The organism is Marisediminitalea lipolytica (assembly GCF_001758465.1).
In the GTDB taxonomy this organism is placed as follows: domain Bacteria; phylum Pseudomonadota; class Gammaproteobacteria; order Enterobacterales; family Alteromonadaceae; genus Alteromonas; species Alteromonas lipolytica.
The window spans coordinates 740,104-755,664 of record NZ_MJIC01000015.1 but is presented as its reverse complement, the minus strand read 5'-3'; the positions used below and the strand labels follow the sequence as shown (position 1 = coordinate 755,664).

Genomic DNA, 15,561 nt, shown 5'->3' with positions numbered 1-15,561 from the left:
TTATTACTTCTTTTAGCTAAGACCCGGCTAAGGCTAGCAGACTTTTAGCTGCCAGGCACGATCCTCGGTGCAAACAGGGTGTGACCAGAGATACCTAAATATTTTAACCCGAAGTGCCTGCCAGGTTAACTCATCTGCGCGCTCAATGATAAACTCTCTCGTCTGTTGCAAACTATATTAGTACCCCATGGCCTTAATGTTATTCCCCATCCAGGCATTTGTCGTCAGTCTTGTCGCTTATCTTTATCCGCCGGTTTTTATGGCGTTAAAGCCCTCTATTTTACCGCTGTTGATGCTGGTGATGCTGAGTATGGGACTTACCCTCAACTGGCGTGATTTCCTGCAGGTCTGGAATTACCGGACCAGTGTGGCAACAGGAGTGGCGGTGCAGTTTGTCATCATGCCCCTCGCCGCCTGGCTTATCTCATTGTTACTTGGGTTATCCGAAGCGCTAACCGTAGGCATGATGCTGGTCGGGGCTACGGCCGGTGGCACTGCGTCCAACGTCATTACTTTCCTGGCTAAAGGCAATGTGGCCCTGTCGGTAAGCATGACCATGGTATCGACGCTAACTGCCGTGCTAATGCTACCTATACTGACGTGGTTGTATTTAGGCCACAGCGTGGACGTTCCTGCGCTGGCGATGCTGGGAACACTGCTAAAAGTTATCGTGCTCCCCGTTTTTGCGGGAATGCTGCTAAATCACTTCTGGCGGACTGAATTAGCCTCCTTTTCCGCTTGGTTTACCACCTTTTCCATGGCTGCTATTTTGCTGATCGTTGCCATAGTGGTGGCGTTAAACAGTGAAAATCTGAGTACCGTCGCCTGGCCGGTGGTTATTGCGGTTATCCTGCATAATCTGATTGGGTTAAGTAGTGGTTATTTCGTTGCCCGGCGTTTGGGCTGCGATTCAGTGATTGCGCGCACCGTCGCCATTGAGGTCGGTATGCAAAACTCCGGGTTAAGCGTGGCACTGGCGCTAAAGTATTTTACTGCCGCCAGCGCTATTCCCGGCGCAATATTCAGCATCTGGCACAATCTGTCTGGTGCCCTGTTTGCCAGTTACTGGTCCAATAAAACCGACCAGACAAACGAGCAGCAAAAACCTTAAGGGCCTGCGGGCCGCATCAATATTTTTCATCGTCAGGACAAAATAAAAACAGGCTTGTTTCGGGCCGACCTATTTGCATTAATAAATATCACACTTATTATGTGCCGGTCGTAATAAATACGGGGTTAACCCATTGGAAACTACATTAACGCAGGTAAAAGGCTTTCTGGCCAAAGAGCTTTTTACCCTGTTTGACATACAGGTCACCGTTGGTGATTTAATTGCCGTGCCGCTTATCTACATTGTGGGCATCTGGCTGTTTAAAAAGCTGGCGCACATGGCAACTTACCGACTGCGAGCGTCCGGGGCCAGTGCTGATACTGTACATCTGTTTAAACGCCTTTTTTATATTGTCGCCAGTGCAATTCTGATCATTACCACGCTGGACGTAATGAATGTGCCGTTGACAGCCTTTGCGTTTTTGTCCGGTGCAGTCGCTATCGGAGTAGGTTTTGGTGCCCAGAACATCATTAACAACTTTATCTCTGGCTGGATTTTAATGTGGGAACGGCCCATTCGAATTGGTGATTTTTTGGAGGTGGATGGCAGCCGGGGCACGGTGGAAACTATCAATACCCGTTCTACCCGTATTCGCCGGATAGATGGCGTGCACATGCTGATCCCTAACAGTAAGCTGCTGGAAAACACCGTGGTTAACTGGACCCTTATCGATTTACTAACCCGAACCTCAGTGCGAGTGGGTGTTGCTTACGGCTCAGACTGTAACAAAGTCGCCGCACTGATTGAACAGGCAACGGTATCTCAGGAAGATATCCTCAGTGACCCCAAGCCGGTGGTTATTTTTGATGATTTTGGTGACAACGCACTGATGTTTGAGACATTTTTTTGGGTTAATGCCACCAAAGAACGTGACCTGCGGGTGATCCGCAGTCAGGTCCGCTTTGCTATAGATGCCCTCTTTAATGAGCATGATATTGTTATTGCCTTCCCACAGCGCGACGTTCATCTGGACGGCACGTTACAACTGGTTAAACCGAGCAGTAATTCTTAATGGCTGAATCACATAAAGCCCTTTTATGGGCCTATGACATTAAAGCAGATGGCAGTGCCGAGTCGCTAACCACGTCTCATTTAACCAGCCCGGTGCCACAGGGGGGCTACCGCTGGGTGCATATTCAGTCTGATGCACCGGAAGCGCCGGCGTTACTGCATGCGCTAAACTTATCCGAAGATGTCAGCGACAGCCTGATGGCATTGAAAACCCGGCCAAGAGTTATCACCATCAGCCGTGGCGCGCTGGTATTTTTGCGCGGTATTAACGTTAACCCTGGCGCTGACCCGGAAGACATGGTGTCGCTACGCCTGTGGTTAACAGACTCGTTAATTGTGACTGCCCGTCGCCACGAACGAAAGCTAATGAGTGTTCAGGACACCCGGTTACAAATAGAACAAGGCGAAGTGCCGCCGACTACCGCCGAGATGCTGGTCGCCCTGGTCAGCCGGATTGCCGATCGTATTCACGACAAGGTCGAAGATATTGACGAGACACTGGGTGACTACGAAGCCTTTGAGACGTTAAACAAGCAGGACCGTAACCAGCTCGCCATGCTGCGCCGCCAAACCGCCAGTATCCGTCGTTATCTTGCCCCGCAGCGGGATGCGTTGGAAGCCCTGGTGCGGTTAGCCGGCCTGATTTCAGAATCACTAACCTTCGATTTACGCGACCAGTCTGACCGCATGACCCGCTCTATTGAGGATCTCGATTTAGCCCGAGAACGCGCCATTGTTTTACAGGATGAACTGCGCAACCAGATTGCCGATAAACAAAACATCCGCATGTATGTTTTGTCTATGATCACGGCAATATTTTTACCCTTATCGTTTTTAACCGGTGTCTTTGGTATGAACGTGGGCGGCTTACCCGGTACTGAAACGCCGAATGCATTTGCAATATTGATGACAGCCATGGGCGGACTGGCAATTTTTATGTTAATTGCCATGCTGTGGAAAAAATGGCTGTAAATCTTTGTTAAATCGATAGTCCCGCCAGCTCTGACCAGATCAATAAAAGCCCCGTTTATTGAGCTGTTTGGCTGGCAGGATTACAAACCTCTCCTACACTTATCAAAAAAATGGGGAGTTTTTTGATATGTATTCTTGGGTTTCAGGGGCACATAAAATATTTCGGGCGATACTGATCGTCCAGTTAATCGTTTCCATTGTCATCGGTTTAATCACTGGCGAACTGCTTATTGCGTTCTGGCTTGGACTGCCTATTATTCTGTTGCCGCTGTATCTGAGCTTTACTAACCCGGAGTCGGAAATTAGCGGTCATGCCATGGGCATTGGTACTCAGCTCATGACTGCTTTGCACATTCACCAGGCCTTTGGCCTTATTGAAATGCATTTTGAGATATTTGCTCTGCTGGCTATTCTGGCCTATTTCCGTAACTGGAAAATTATCGCCTCGGCGACCGTAGTGATTGCGGTGCATCACATCAGCTTTTTCTTCCTGCAGGCCACCGGCGTTGGCATTTACGTGTTTGAGGAAGGCCATGTCACCTTTATGATTTTGCTGCTCCATGCGGTGTTTGCGCTGGTCGAAGGCTTTACCCTGATGTACATGACCAAACGCAGTTACGAAGATGGGGTTGGCGGAGCGGCCCTGGCCACAGCCATTAATGCTATTTTGCAGGATAGCCAGCATATCAATTTACGCACCGAAGTAGATAAATCCATTCCCATGCTAAAACGCTTTGACGAACTAATGACAGCCTTGCGTCAGCTGGTTCACGATGCCTCATCACTGGCAAACGATGTAGCCAGTACCAGTGCATTTATACAGTCGTCAACCCAGGAGCTCAACCAGCACGTACAGCAAAGCAGCAATGAAATAGGCAGTATTTCAGCAGCCTCAGAAGAAATAGCCGTAACCCTGCAAGACTCATCAGAGCGCACAAATTCTGCTAATAATATTACCCAGGAAGCGCGCCAGACTACCGGCGAATCCCGCGCTTCGGTAGAAAGTGCTAAAAATACCATCAATTCATTGCGCGACCGTCTCAACAACACTGCTAACACCAACCAGGAACTGAACGAGCGATGCTCCAGTATTTCCGAGGCCATGCGCTCAATTACCGCGGTTGCTGAACAAACCAACCTGCTGGCGCTGAACGCGGCTATCGAATCGGCCCGGGCAGGTGAGCATGGCCGGGGCTTTGCGGTAGTGGCCGACGAAGTACGTACCCTGGCGATTCGCTCTAAAGAAAGTGCCGATGAGATTACCACCATTACAGAACAGTTGGTCTCCAGTACCGCCTCATCGGTGACCCAGATGAATCAATGTATCGAGTTAGTGGATGAAGCAGTAAGTGCATCCGATAGCGCGGCGTCCTTTATGCACAATATCGAAGCCAGGATTCAGTCCGCCAGCGATAATATGGTGGAAGTGGCGGCTTCAGCCAGTGAACAAAAAGTCGCTTCCAGCAATATTGCCCAGGGCACGGCTAAAATTCACGAACTGGCAAACCTGGAATCCAAAACCGCACAGCAACTGGAAGCTAAGTCCACAGAACTGGCACAAATGTGTCAGCGTATGCTGCAAACCGTGCAGCGCTTTGTGGTGTGATGTCGACCCGTTCCACCACCATTGCCGTGGTTGTATGGGCGGTGGGGATTTTAAGCCTGCTGGCCTTTGCCAGTGTTAATCAGATTAGCGCTTTTGATCCAGAGCACAGCCTGGCTCAGGCCGCCGCCCAACCTGATTTTGACCAGCGCTTTGCTAATGAGCTAAAAGCCGCGGGCATCGCCGCCGGCACTTTGGTGCACATTAGTTCTGCCGGGCGCTGTTATTGCGACGAGCTTACCGAGTCTCACCGCGATGAGTTATCCGCGGAATTAAAACAGCAAGGTTATCAGCTGGCGCAACTGTCGTTGGCTGAACACCCGGCAATTACCCGCTTTGTTAATCATTATCCGGCATTAGCGGTAGTCGATAACGCCGGGCAGCTACGTTATCTTGGCCCCTACGCCATCGGCTACGGCTGCATCACCGGTAAAAATCTGGTGGCAGAAATCCGTCAGTTGGCAACTGCCTCACGCTACTATGGCGCCAGTATTAACAGTGATGTCAAAGGCTGCTTCTGCGCAGCCTGAATCCGTTCACGTTAATGGCTTTGCTCGTCGCCATGTAACCCTTTAATGTGAGCTACCACGCTACGGCCTAAAGCACTGTGATTGTAACCGCCCTCCAACATACTGACGATGCGCCCATGGCAAACCTCGTCGGCGACATTGCGTAGTTGCTTGCTGATCCAGTGATAATCGTCTTCGCGCAGCCTTAGTTGCCCCATGGCATCTTCGGCGTGAGCATCAAACCCGGCGCTGATCAATATCAGCTGTGGCATAAAGTTTCGCAGCGCATCAAACCAGTAGCTGACTTTTTTTCTGAACTCTTCGCCGGTGGCACCGGCTTTAATGGGCGCACTCAGAATATTACTGGCCGAAACAGGTGAGCCGGTATGCGGGTAGAAAGGATGCTGAAAAGACGAACACATCATAATTTGTTTGTCGCCAGCAATGATATTTTCGGTTCCGTTACCATGGTGTACGTCAAAATCGATAATAGCGACCCGCGACAATTCGTACTGCTTTAAGGCATACCGAGCCGCCACGACAATATTGTTAAACAGACAAAACCCCATAGCATTGTCATACTCGGCGTGATGACCCGGCGGTCGCACCGCACAAAACGCCTGGCGATCCTCACCTTCCATAACCCAGTCCACTGCATCACAGCCGGCACCCGCGGCGTACAAAGCGGCACTCAGGGTTATGGGCGTCATACCGGTATCCTGTTCCAGCCAGATCACCCCGGTGCGAGGAGAGCGCTGAAAAATACTGTCTACATAATAAGGGTCGTGTGCCAGAGCGAGGTTTTCACGCTTTACCTGTTTTGCATCGCCGTGCTGGCAGATCATTTCGAGTCCCGATGACAACAGCTGATCGTCAATCGCATACAGACGGTCAGGATGTTCCGGATGCTCAGCAGAAACATCGTGATGGACACAATCTTTGCCCCGATAGATTTTTATGGTCATGCCTCAACCTCCTTTTCCGCCTCAGATGACGCTTGTGGCTCCTGTAACGGCAATTCCAGTTCTACTTCACTGGGGTCTCCGCTGAACAAGCGCTTAAAGCCATGATGTTCGAATATGGCAATCATGGGTTTATTGTCAGCCCGACAAAATGCCAGCATTTTGTTGATTTTACGCTTGCGCGCAATATCGATAAGTTTAATTAACAGGCTGCTGCCCATGCCCTTACCCTGCTGGGTTTCGCGGGTAACAAAAGCCGCTTCACAGGTGTTGTCATGCTCGTTGTAATAAAAACGTCCAACCGCATGAATCGTGATCCGCGAACCTTCCTGACGCACAATACACAGGGCTGCATCGGAGTTCTGGTCAACACTTACCAGGTTACAGGATTTCTCCCGGGACATTTGTTTAGGGTCGTAGTTATAGCGCAGACGCAGGGTTTCTTTGGTATGAGAATAGAAAAATTCCTGCAGGCGACGTTCGTCAGCCGGATTTAACGGTCGCAGATAGAAGGTTTCGCCCTGAATAACCATTTTTTGTAACTGAATAGCTCCCAGCTCCGGAATGTCGGTGGGGTATTTTTGCTGGAAATGCGGCACCCAGTAATTTTTGCGGACTTCCGCCAGCAGGTGCGCACGGAATTTAGGGTGTGCCACCCGAATCAGTTCAAGCGCCCGCTCACGAATACTTTTACCCCGCAACGAAGCGATACCGTATTCGGTGACAATGTAGTGTACGTTACCGCGCGATGTGGTTACGCCAGCCCCTTCAGCAATACAAGGTACAATACGTGAAACCGTTTCGTTCTGAGCCGTTGAAGGCATGGCAATAATTGGCTTACCGCCTTTACTCATGGAAGCGCCGGACACAAAATCCACCTGCCCGCCAATACCACTGTAAAAATCATAGCCTAAGGAGTCAGCCACTACCTGCCCGGTTAAATCCACTTGCAGCGCGCTGTTAATCGAGATCATATTGTCATTTTTGGCAATATTGGTGGGCTTGTTAACATAACTGCTGGGATAAAACTCGATATGCGGGTTGTTGTGGACAAACTTATACAACCGCTCGCTGCCCATACAAAAACTGGTTACGATTTTACCCGGGTGAAAGGTTTTCCTGCGGTTGGTAATCGCGCCTGAGGCTATGATATCGATAATGCTGTCAGACAACATTTCGCTGTGGATCCCCAAATCCTTGTGACGCTGCAGATACTTGAGGGTAGCGCTGGGAATTTTACCCACACCAAATTGCAAGGTTGCACCATCTTCCACCAACATTGCCACATACTGCCCAATCCGTTCGGTTACACTATCGATAGCTGGTGCTTCGATAGCCTGTAATGGCTCGTCCGCTTCAATACAGGCAGTAAATTCGCTGATGTGAATAAAGGAATGCCCGGCTGTACGCGGCATCTGCGGGTTGATTTGCGCAATGGCAATACCGGCATTTCGCACCGCCGACATGGAGATATCCACAGATACCCCCAGCGAACAATAGCCAAACTCGTCCGGTGGACTTACGGTTACCAGTGCCGCATCCAGTGGCAAGGTACCATCACTAAACAGGCTGGACATTTCAGATAAAAATACCGGGGTGTAATCGGCCCGGCCTTCATCCACCGCCCGGCGGATTTCATCACCCTGAATAAAAAAGGTATTAACCTTAAACAGCTGCCGGTACTCTTCTTTTGCCCAGCGCGTGTCGCCCAGTGCCAGCATATGCACCAGTTCGATATCACTGAGTCCCTTACTGTGCTTAATTAAATCGTCGATAAGGGCATAAGGCACACCGGCATTACCGCCCACAAATACCCGGCTTCCTGATTTAATCAGATGCGACCAGTCCGGTCGCGGCGGCAGAGTAACGGTCATAAAAGAAGCTCCCAAACTAACTTGGTTTAATAATGCCACAGATATGCACCGATAGCAGAATCAAACGCCGGTTATTTGATCTGGTTGGTATTTGCAGGTTTCACGAACACAACAAACGTATTAACGCTTTTGCAAGGGAGATAGAGCAGCGGGATGTTAATGGCGGATATAAAAAACCCCGCGGCTAAGCGGGGTTTCATTTTACAGCATTACTGCTCTTGTGGGTTTTCCTGATGTTCGTGAGGATGGCGTTTGGAGCCAAACCAACTCACTACTATCACGTAGAACATCGGCACAAAGAAAATCGCCAGGAAGGTCGCAGCAAACATACCGCCCATTACCGCTATACCAATGGCGTTCTGACTCTCGGAACCCGCGCCAGAGGCAATAGCCAGCGGGGTTACCCCAAGAATAAAGGCCATAGAGGTCATCAGGATTGGACGGAAACGTTGTTCGGCCGCAGAAATAACGGCTTCATACAATGGGGTGCCTTCGTCGTACAGATCCTTCGCAAACTCAACAATAAGAATGGCGTTTTTCGATGCCAGACCCACCGTTGTTAAAAACGCAACCTGCAGGTAAACGTCGTTTGGCAAACCAAAGATATAAGCCGCAACAACGGAACCGAAGATACCCAATGGCACCACCAGCAGTACGGCAAATGGTACTACCCAGCTTTCATACAATGCTGCAAGACACAGGAATACAACAATAATCGACAGACCATACAGCAGCGGTGCCTGAGAACCCGCAGCCTGTTCTTCATAAGACATGCCCGACCATTCCAGTCCGAATCCTGGCGGTAACTGGGCAACTAAGCGCTCAGCTTCGGCCATGGCTTCACCGGTTGAAATGCCAGCCGCCGGGCTACCCTGGATATTTACCGACGAAATACCGTTAAAGCGTTCCAGCTTGGGCGAACCGTAGTTCCATTCCACGGTGGAGAAGGCACTGAAGGCTACCATGTCACCGTCGCTATTGCGCACAAACCACTTATCCAGATCTTCCGGATCCATGCGGTAAGGGGCATCAGCCTGCATGTATACCCGCTTAATCCGCCCCTGATCGATAAAGTCATTCACGTAAGCAGAACCCCAGGCAATGCTCAACGTGTTATTGATATCACTTAAGGCCAGGCCCAGAGCCGACGCTTTTTCGTTATCAATGTTAATTTTAAATTCCGGTACATCACTTAAACCGTTAGGACGTACTCCCACCAGCTTAGGATTCTGCGCCGCCATGCCGAGGAACTGGTTACGGGCATTCATCAACGCCGCGTGACCATTACCAGCACGATCGACTAACTGGAAGTCAAAACCGGTCGCATTACCCAGCTCACGAATAGGCGGTGGCAGAATCGGGAATACACTGGCATCCTGAATTTGCGACAGCGCGCCAAAGGCTTTGCCGATAACTGCAAACGCACTTTCTGATTCATCACGTTCTGCCCAGTCAACCAGGTGAACAAAGCCCATACCCGAGTTTTGTGCCGCACCGGCAAAACTAAAACCAACAATGGTAAAGATATCTTTTACTGCTTCGCCTTCCGCTTCCAGGAAATAATCTTCTACCTGTTTAACCGATTCCAGCGTTCGACCAGCCGTTGCGCCGGAAGGTGCGTTAACCAGTACCATGATGTTGCCCTGGTCTTCATCTGGCAGGAAGGCTCCCGGTAGCTGCATAAAGATAGCAGCCATACCACCCACTAACACCACATAAAGCAGCAGCGAACGTTTTACTCTGTGCACAATACCATTCGAAATTTTGGCATAGCCGTCACGTCCGGTATTGAACACCCGGTTAAACCAGCCAAAGAAGCCTTTATCGTTTTTGTTTTCAACATCCTCTCTGCGCAGCAGCGCCACACACAGCGTAGGTGAAAGAATAATGGCAACCAGCACCGAGAAGGTCATTGCCGATACAATGGTAATGGAGAACTGACGATAGATAGAGCCAGCCGAGCCGCTAAAGAAGGCCATTGGGATAAATACGGTAGACAGCACCACCGCAATACCAATAAGTGCGCTGGAGATTTGCGTCATGGATTTTTTAGTGGCTTCTTTGGCGTCGAGGCCTTCTTCTTCCATTAAGCGTTCGACGTTTTCCACCACCACGATGGCATCATCCACCAGCAGGCCGATAGCCAGTACCATGGCAAACATGGTGAGTACGTTGATACTGAAACCAAAGGCATATAAAACCGAAAACGTGCCCAGCAATACAACGGGTACCGCAATGGTTGGTACCAGTGTGGCGCGCCAGTTTTGCAGGAATAACAGCATGACAAAAAATACCAGCACTACCGCTTCAACCAGGGTTTTAACCACCGAGGTGATGGACAGTTTAATAAACGGTGAAGTATCAACCGGATATACGATTTCCACACTGTCAGGCAGGTTAACCGACAGTTCTTCAACGCGTTTTTTAACCGCTTCGATGGTTTCCAGTGCGTTGGCACCACTGGCCAGGCTCACCGCCATACCGGACGCAGGCCGCCGCTTGTAACGCGCAATGTAACTGTAGTTTTCTGAACCCAATTCAACCTTGGCCACATCCCGCAAGCGCACCTGGGAACCGTCCGTATTTACCCGAAGAACGATATTTTCAAAGTCTTCGGTGGTTTTGAGTAATGACTGAGCAGTAATGGTTGCATTAATTTGCTGACCTTCAATTGCTGGCATGCCGCCGAGCTGGCCCGCTGAAATATCGGTATTTTGTGTTTGCACTGCAGCACGCACGTCTACTGGTGTTAAGTTGTAGCTGTAGAGTTTATCCGGGTCTAACCAAATCCGCATAGAGCGCTGCGCACCGAACACCCGCAGATTACCCACGCCGTTAACCCGGGCAATCTGATCCTGAAACTGTGACACCAGCATATCGCTTAAATCAAACTGTGAGAGACTGCCATCTTTTGAATAAAAACCCACTACCACCGCAAAGGCGTCGTTAGACTTGTTAACCGTCACGCCCTGCTGTTGCACCTGAGTAGGTAACAGTGACATGGCCGATTGCAGTTTATTCTGGGTTTGGACCTGAGCGATGTCCGGATCGGTACCCGGCTCAAACGTCAGGGTAATACTCATCCGCGCGTTTTCGCTGCTGGAAATAAAATAGCGCAGGTTATCGATACCAGTAAGACTCTGCTCGATAACCTGAGTCACGGTATTCTCTATTGTTTCTGCTGATGCGCCCGGATAGCTTGCGCTAATGGTAACAGAAGGCGGCGCGACCTTTGGATACTGCTCAATGGGTAGCCCTGAGATTGACAGAATACCAGCCATCATTACGATGATAGCCAGTACCCAGGCAAAGACCGGGCGGTCGATAAAAAAACGTGCCATAAAAAATGATTTCCTGAATTAGTTAAACGCGCATTAGCCCTGAGGAGAACCCGCTTGCCATGGCTTGGTATTAACCTGTGCGCCAGGCTTCACTTTTTGATATCCAGCCACAATCACAATATCGCCGGCACTAACACCGCTGGTCACAATATATTTATCCTGGAAACTACCCGAAATAGTAATGGTGCGTGGTTCCACTTTGTTTTGCGCATTCACTACCATTACTATTAACGATGAGTCTGGTTGACGAGTAGCAGCACGTTGCGGTACCAGCAGCTCAGGCGTATTGGAAATACTCACGCGAGCCTTGGTAAACATGCCGGGCATTAACAGTGAATCCGGGTTTGGAAACTCCGCACGCAGCGCTACCGCTCCGGTAGTTTCGTCTACGGTTACTTCAGAAAACTTGAGTTCGCCGGTATGTTCGTAGCTTTCACCAGTCATATCGTCCAGCACCAGTTGTACTGGCAGTGTACCGTTTTTCTGCATAGCACGGCGTAAGGTCAGCACACCTTTACCTGACTGCTGCATGTCCACGTAGATAGGATCCAGCTGCGTGATAGTGGCCAGCTGCTGTGCCTGGTTAGCCGTGACCAGTGCACCAACGGTTTCGTAAGAACGGCTTATTTGGCCACTGATTGGCGCATAAACCTTGGTAAAGTCCAGGTCAACCTGTGCCAGCTCTACCGCGGCTTTTGCTACGCTGATTTGCGCATCAGCCTGCTCTGCCTGTGCCACCGCATCGTCGTAATCCTGTTGACTAACGGCGTTTTTCTTAAGCAGGTCTTTGTAACGCTCGGCCCGGGCAACAAGAGTTTTGCGATTGGCTTCGGCGCTTTTCACATCGGCCTTAGCACTGGCTAGCTGCGCCGCGTAACGCGAATCGTCAATCTGATAAAGCTGCTGCCCTTTCTCGACATAAGCGCCTTCTTCAAAAAGTCGTTCAGTGATAACACCTTCAACCTGCGGTCGAACCTGAGACTGGCGTAAGGGACTAACCCGGCCAGGCAGAGTAACGGTGTTTTCGACTTGCTGGCGTTTTACTTCCAGCACAGAAACTGTTGGAGGTGGTTGTTGCGCTCCGGCGGGGGCCGCCTGAGTTGCAGAGTCCTGTGAACAACCTACCACTGTGATAATGGATATTGCTGCTATTACCAAATTTTTGATCATAAATACTTTACTTTATTAATTCCTGAGAACGACTTTAACAGGAAAGCTAGACAAACGGCTTTTGAAGTTATAGTTTAAAATACATTCGTGAATGTATGTTGTCAATCCGCCCAAAAAGTCAGAAAATGCGACGAACTAAAGAAGAAGCCGAACAAACCAGAAATGCCATTCTGGAAGCTGCTGTAGATGTCTTCACCGAAAAAGGTGTCGCCCGTGCAACACTGGAACAAATAGCCAAAGCGGCTAACGTTACCCGTGGTGCTGTCTACTGGCATTTTAAAAATAAAACTGACATTTTTATGGCCCTACACGATGAGCTTCATCGCCCCTTTGTACAAGACTTAGTAGACGGGTTGGAGAATGCCAACGATGACCCGTTGAATCACCTGCAAAGCTTTTGTGTCGAACTACTCAGCCGCCTGGAAGATGACCTGTATCTTCGCCGTTCGCTTTCACTGTTTTTACTTAAATGCGACTATACTGGCAGCCTGCAGGTTTGTCAGGAACGCACCTTCGAAGCTAACCTTGAGAAAAGCGCCGCACTAGCGAAATTTTTCGAAAAAGCTCAAGCTCAGGGAACGTTATCTAAAGACTTGGATCCGAAGACATTAACGCTTGCGCTGAGCTGTTTTGTCAGAGGCATCGCCACTGAATATCTGGAGAACCCTGACAGCTTCTCTATACGTAAGGAAGCACCCAAATTGTTCAATGTTTTTTTCAGAAAATGGAATTAAATTGCGGTTTGGAAGAATTTATCAATAGCGCCAGCATCAGGGTTAAATCCCTGCCGCTGACAGCCGTCGATCGCATCAGTCAGGTTTACAACAAATTCCACTGCAAGAGGTAAATCCTGGTAGATCCCACGGAGCTGTTCCATGGCCTTTGCGGCCACACTGGAGGAACCGGTAACAACAAATACGGCAGATAAGCCACCACCGACCGCCCTTTCAATGCGCGGGCGCAACGCAAATTCGGCCGCTGCCTGCAACAAACTTTCGCCGTTGAGTACCACTATGTCAGCCCACTTTGTGTTTCCACTTTGATACACCGTGTTAGCATAAGTGAGCCCAAAGCTTTCTACACACTCGTTGTTCCACGGGCCCAGCGCGTTTATCAGAACAATGTCATTTACCATAACCAGAGCAAAATCACCGCATTGCTCTGAAGCATTTATCGCCATAAAACAAACCCCGGAACAGACCGGGGTTTAGTGTATAACAGTGTTACCAGACAGACCAGTTAAAGTCAGGCGGCAATGATGTGAGACAACGCCGCAAAGGAAGGCTGGGATTGTATATCCAGCGGTATCCGCAGAATGCGGGCAATGTCACTTACGCTGATAACGCCGCGAATGTCGTGGGCCACGCGATCAATAACCAGACAATGCATTGCACCGTTTTCCTGTAAGGCATTTACCACATCGGCCACGGTAGCCGCTTTCAGCTCATTATAGTCAAAGGCCTGTAACAACGCTTTAGGCTGCATCATGTCTACCACCAGCAGTTCATTACGGGGGATGCCGAGTTGCACCACACGCTGGAGAATTTTTTGCTCGGTAATGTCGGCCAGGGTCACTATGCCGACAAACTGTTCACGTTTGTCCAGTACCAGTTTCATTTTAACGTGGGACTGGCGCATCAGGCGTTCCAGCTCAATGGCTTTAACATCACCATCAATCACCAGCGGCTGCTGTTCGTGAAAGTCGGTAAAAATGCTCAACGCAGAGGACTGCAATTCAATGTGTTCGTACACTGCAGGATGGGCAAGAGTATCAATAGCTTCGGTTTTGCACAGCGTTAAATTATGCATGGGTCTTTCCTCAAATAAGTTAAATTTTGGGCGTCTGATGTGCACCATTGCACGACGCGATAAATAAAAAATTAACTTACTGAAGGGGGTGCCCGGATATTGCGATAGCCATAAGTACTGCTGACAGCACGGCTGTGATAACTAAATACACCGTGATAAAACTCGATGTTGAGAATGGTTACGGTGGCGGGAAGATAGCTGTCAACATCGTCGTCGATGTCATCTGATAAAACCGAACTATCGCCAGCACTCAGATCAACGATAGAATCCTGCAGGTCAACGGCATGAACCTTAGCGGCGTTATCGTTATGCAGCACAGTGCTAACAGCGGGACAGCCCACCATTGCAACCATTACTACTAACAATCTTAACCAGTTCATTTGTTATCGTACTCGCAGAAATTCACATTTGTATAGAGTCAGCATGGTCCGCTTTAGTTCCACTTTAAAGAGCAATGCCGACCAATTCTTTGTTTTTTGCGTCGATTCACTTATGGCTACCCGACATAAAAACGGCAGCAAGGGCGCTAACCAATGCTGCCGCCCGGAGTGTCCGGGAAGAAAAAAGACACTCCATGGATGACCTTACTTAGCCTGAGCTTCAGTAGTTAAACGCAGGGTGATTTCATCGCCTACGTAAGGCACATACTGGTCAATGCCAAAATCAGAACGTTTGATAACCGTTTGCGCATCAAAGCCAACCGCTTGCTTTTTGCTCATTGGGTGCTCACCGGCACCGTTCAGCGTGGCGGCCATGGTGACAGTTTTGGTGGTGCCCTTGATGGTCAGATCACCGGTAACGCTGAATTTGTTGTCGCCTTTAGCAACCACTTTCTTACTTACAAATGTCGCTTTAGGATATTGCGCAGCATTGAACCAGTCTGCGCTTTTGAACTCTTCGGTCAGCTTATCGACAAAAGTATCAACGGTGTCGATGCTAACTGAAATAGCGATGCTGCTGCTGGCAGGCTTATCAGCATCATAAGTAATGGTACCTTCGGCACCAGAGAAAACCGCAGTCGGAGAAGAAAAGCCAAAGTGATTCCATGACGCTACCGCGAAAGTGTGGGTTGGATCCACCGAGTAAGAAACCGGAGCAGCGAAGGCAGAAACACTAAACAGAGTACTTAAAAGTACTGCAGAGATACGTTTGTTCATAACAGAGTCCTTTTGTTTAAGGGAGAAAAATTGTGTTGGTAA

14 protein-coding genes are annotated in these 15,561 nt (G+C 49.5%); 6 read left to right on the top strand and 8 right to left on the bottom strand.

Annotated features, from left to right (window positions below):
* The first annotated feature begins 187 nt into the window (after positions 1-187).
* From BFC17_RS17830 to BFC17_RS17810, 5 genes are all read left to right on the top strand, one after another.
* Positions 188-1,111, top strand: coding sequence for a bile acid:sodium symporter family protein (locus BFC17_RS17830; protein ID WP_070177826.1), 924 nt, complete (start codon positions 188-190; stop codon positions 1,109-1,111).
* A gap of 133 nt (positions 1,112-1,244) precedes the next feature.
* Positions 1,245-2,123 carry a mechanosensitive ion channel family protein gene (locus BFC17_RS17825; RefSeq protein ID WP_070177825.1) on the top strand — a complete coding sequence of 293 codons (879 nt, stop codon included), beginning with the start codon at positions 1,245-1,247 and terminating at the stop codon, positions 2,121-2,123.
* The gene (locus BFC17_RS17820) at positions 2,123-3,094 is read left to right on the top strand and encodes a zinc transporter ZntB (protein WP_070177824.1); all 972 of its coding nucleotides are present in this window, start codon (positions 2,123-2,125) and stop codon (positions 3,092-3,094) included. Before BFC17_RS17825 ends, BFC17_RS17820 begins: the two co-directional genes overlap by 1 nt.
* A 127-nt stretch (positions 3,095-3,221) precedes the next feature.
* Entirely contained in the window at positions 3,222-4,700 is a 1,479-nt protein-coding gene (locus BFC17_RS17815) for a methyl-accepting chemotaxis protein (protein ID WP_070177823.1), read from the top strand.
* Entirely contained in the window at positions 4,658-5,227 is a 570-nt protein-coding gene (locus tag BFC17_RS17810; RefSeq protein WP_139142118.1) for a DUF6436 domain-containing protein, read from the top strand. Before BFC17_RS17815 ends, BFC17_RS17810 begins: the two co-directional genes overlap by 43 nt.
* Positions 5,228-5,238: 11 nt before the next feature.
* Here the strand turns inward: BFC17_RS17810 and BFC17_RS17805 are convergent, their stop codons facing one another.
* From BFC17_RS17805 to BFC17_RS17790, 4 genes are all read right to left on the bottom strand, one after another.
* A complete protein-coding gene (locus tag BFC17_RS17805) occupies positions 5,239-6,171 on the bottom strand; it encodes a histone deacetylase family protein (protein WP_070177821.1) in 933 nt (310 codons plus the stop codon).
* Positions 6,168-8,042, bottom strand: coding sequence for a bifunctional acetyl-CoA hydrolase/transferase family protein/GNAT family N-acetyltransferase (locus tag BFC17_RS17800; protein ID WP_070177820.1), 1,875 nt, complete (start codon positions 8,040-8,042; stop codon positions 6,168-6,170). Before BFC17_RS17800 ends, BFC17_RS17805 begins: the two co-directional genes overlap by 4 nt.
* Positions 8,043-8,251: 209 nt before the next feature.
* The gene (locus BFC17_RS17795) at positions 8,252-11,383 is read right to left on the bottom strand and encodes an efflux RND transporter permease subunit (protein ID WP_070177819.1); all 3,132 of its coding nucleotides are present in this window, start codon (positions 11,381-11,383) and stop codon (positions 8,252-8,254) included.
* 33 nt (positions 11,384-11,416) lie between these two features.
* The gene (locus BFC17_RS17790) at positions 11,417-12,553 is read right to left on the bottom strand and encodes an efflux RND transporter periplasmic adaptor subunit (protein ID WP_070177818.1); all 1,137 of its coding nucleotides are present in this window, start codon (positions 12,551-12,553) and stop codon (positions 11,417-11,419) included.
* 125 nt (positions 12,554-12,678) lie between these two features.
* On the opposite strand from BFC17_RS17790, the gene BFC17_RS17785 reads away from it, so the two are divergent.
* On the top strand, positions 12,679-13,287 hold the full coding sequence (locus BFC17_RS17785; RefSeq protein ID WP_070177817.1) for a TetR family transcriptional regulator: 609 nt from the start codon (positions 12,679-12,681) through the stop codon (positions 13,285-13,287).
* On the opposite strand, the gene BFC17_RS17780 is transcribed toward BFC17_RS17785, so the two are convergent.
* The 4 genes from BFC17_RS17780 to BFC17_RS17765 all read right to left on the bottom strand — a co-directional run bounded on the left by BFC17_RS17780 (position 13,284) and on the right by BFC17_RS17765 (position 15,519).
* Positions 13,284-13,733, bottom strand: coding sequence for a hypothetical protein (locus tag BFC17_RS17780; RefSeq protein WP_070177816.1), 450 nt, complete (start codon positions 13,731-13,733; stop codon positions 13,284-13,286). The genes BFC17_RS17785 and BFC17_RS17780 overlap by 4 nt on opposite strands.
* A 65-nt stretch (positions 13,734-13,798) precedes the next feature.
* Entirely contained in the window at positions 13,799-14,362 is a 564-nt protein-coding gene (locus BFC17_RS17775) for a CBS domain-containing protein (protein ID WP_070177815.1), read from the bottom strand.
* A gap of 71 nt (positions 14,363-14,433) precedes the next feature.
* On the bottom strand, positions 14,434-14,742 hold the full coding sequence (locus BFC17_RS17770; protein WP_070177814.1) for a hypothetical protein: 309 nt from the start codon (positions 14,740-14,742) through the stop codon (positions 14,434-14,436).
* 204 nt (positions 14,743-14,946) lie between these two features.
* Positions 14,947-15,519, bottom strand: coding sequence for a YceI family protein (locus BFC17_RS17765; RefSeq protein ID WP_070177813.1), 573 nt, complete (start codon positions 15,517-15,519; stop codon positions 14,947-14,949).
* Positions 15,520-15,561 lie beyond the last annotated feature (42 nt).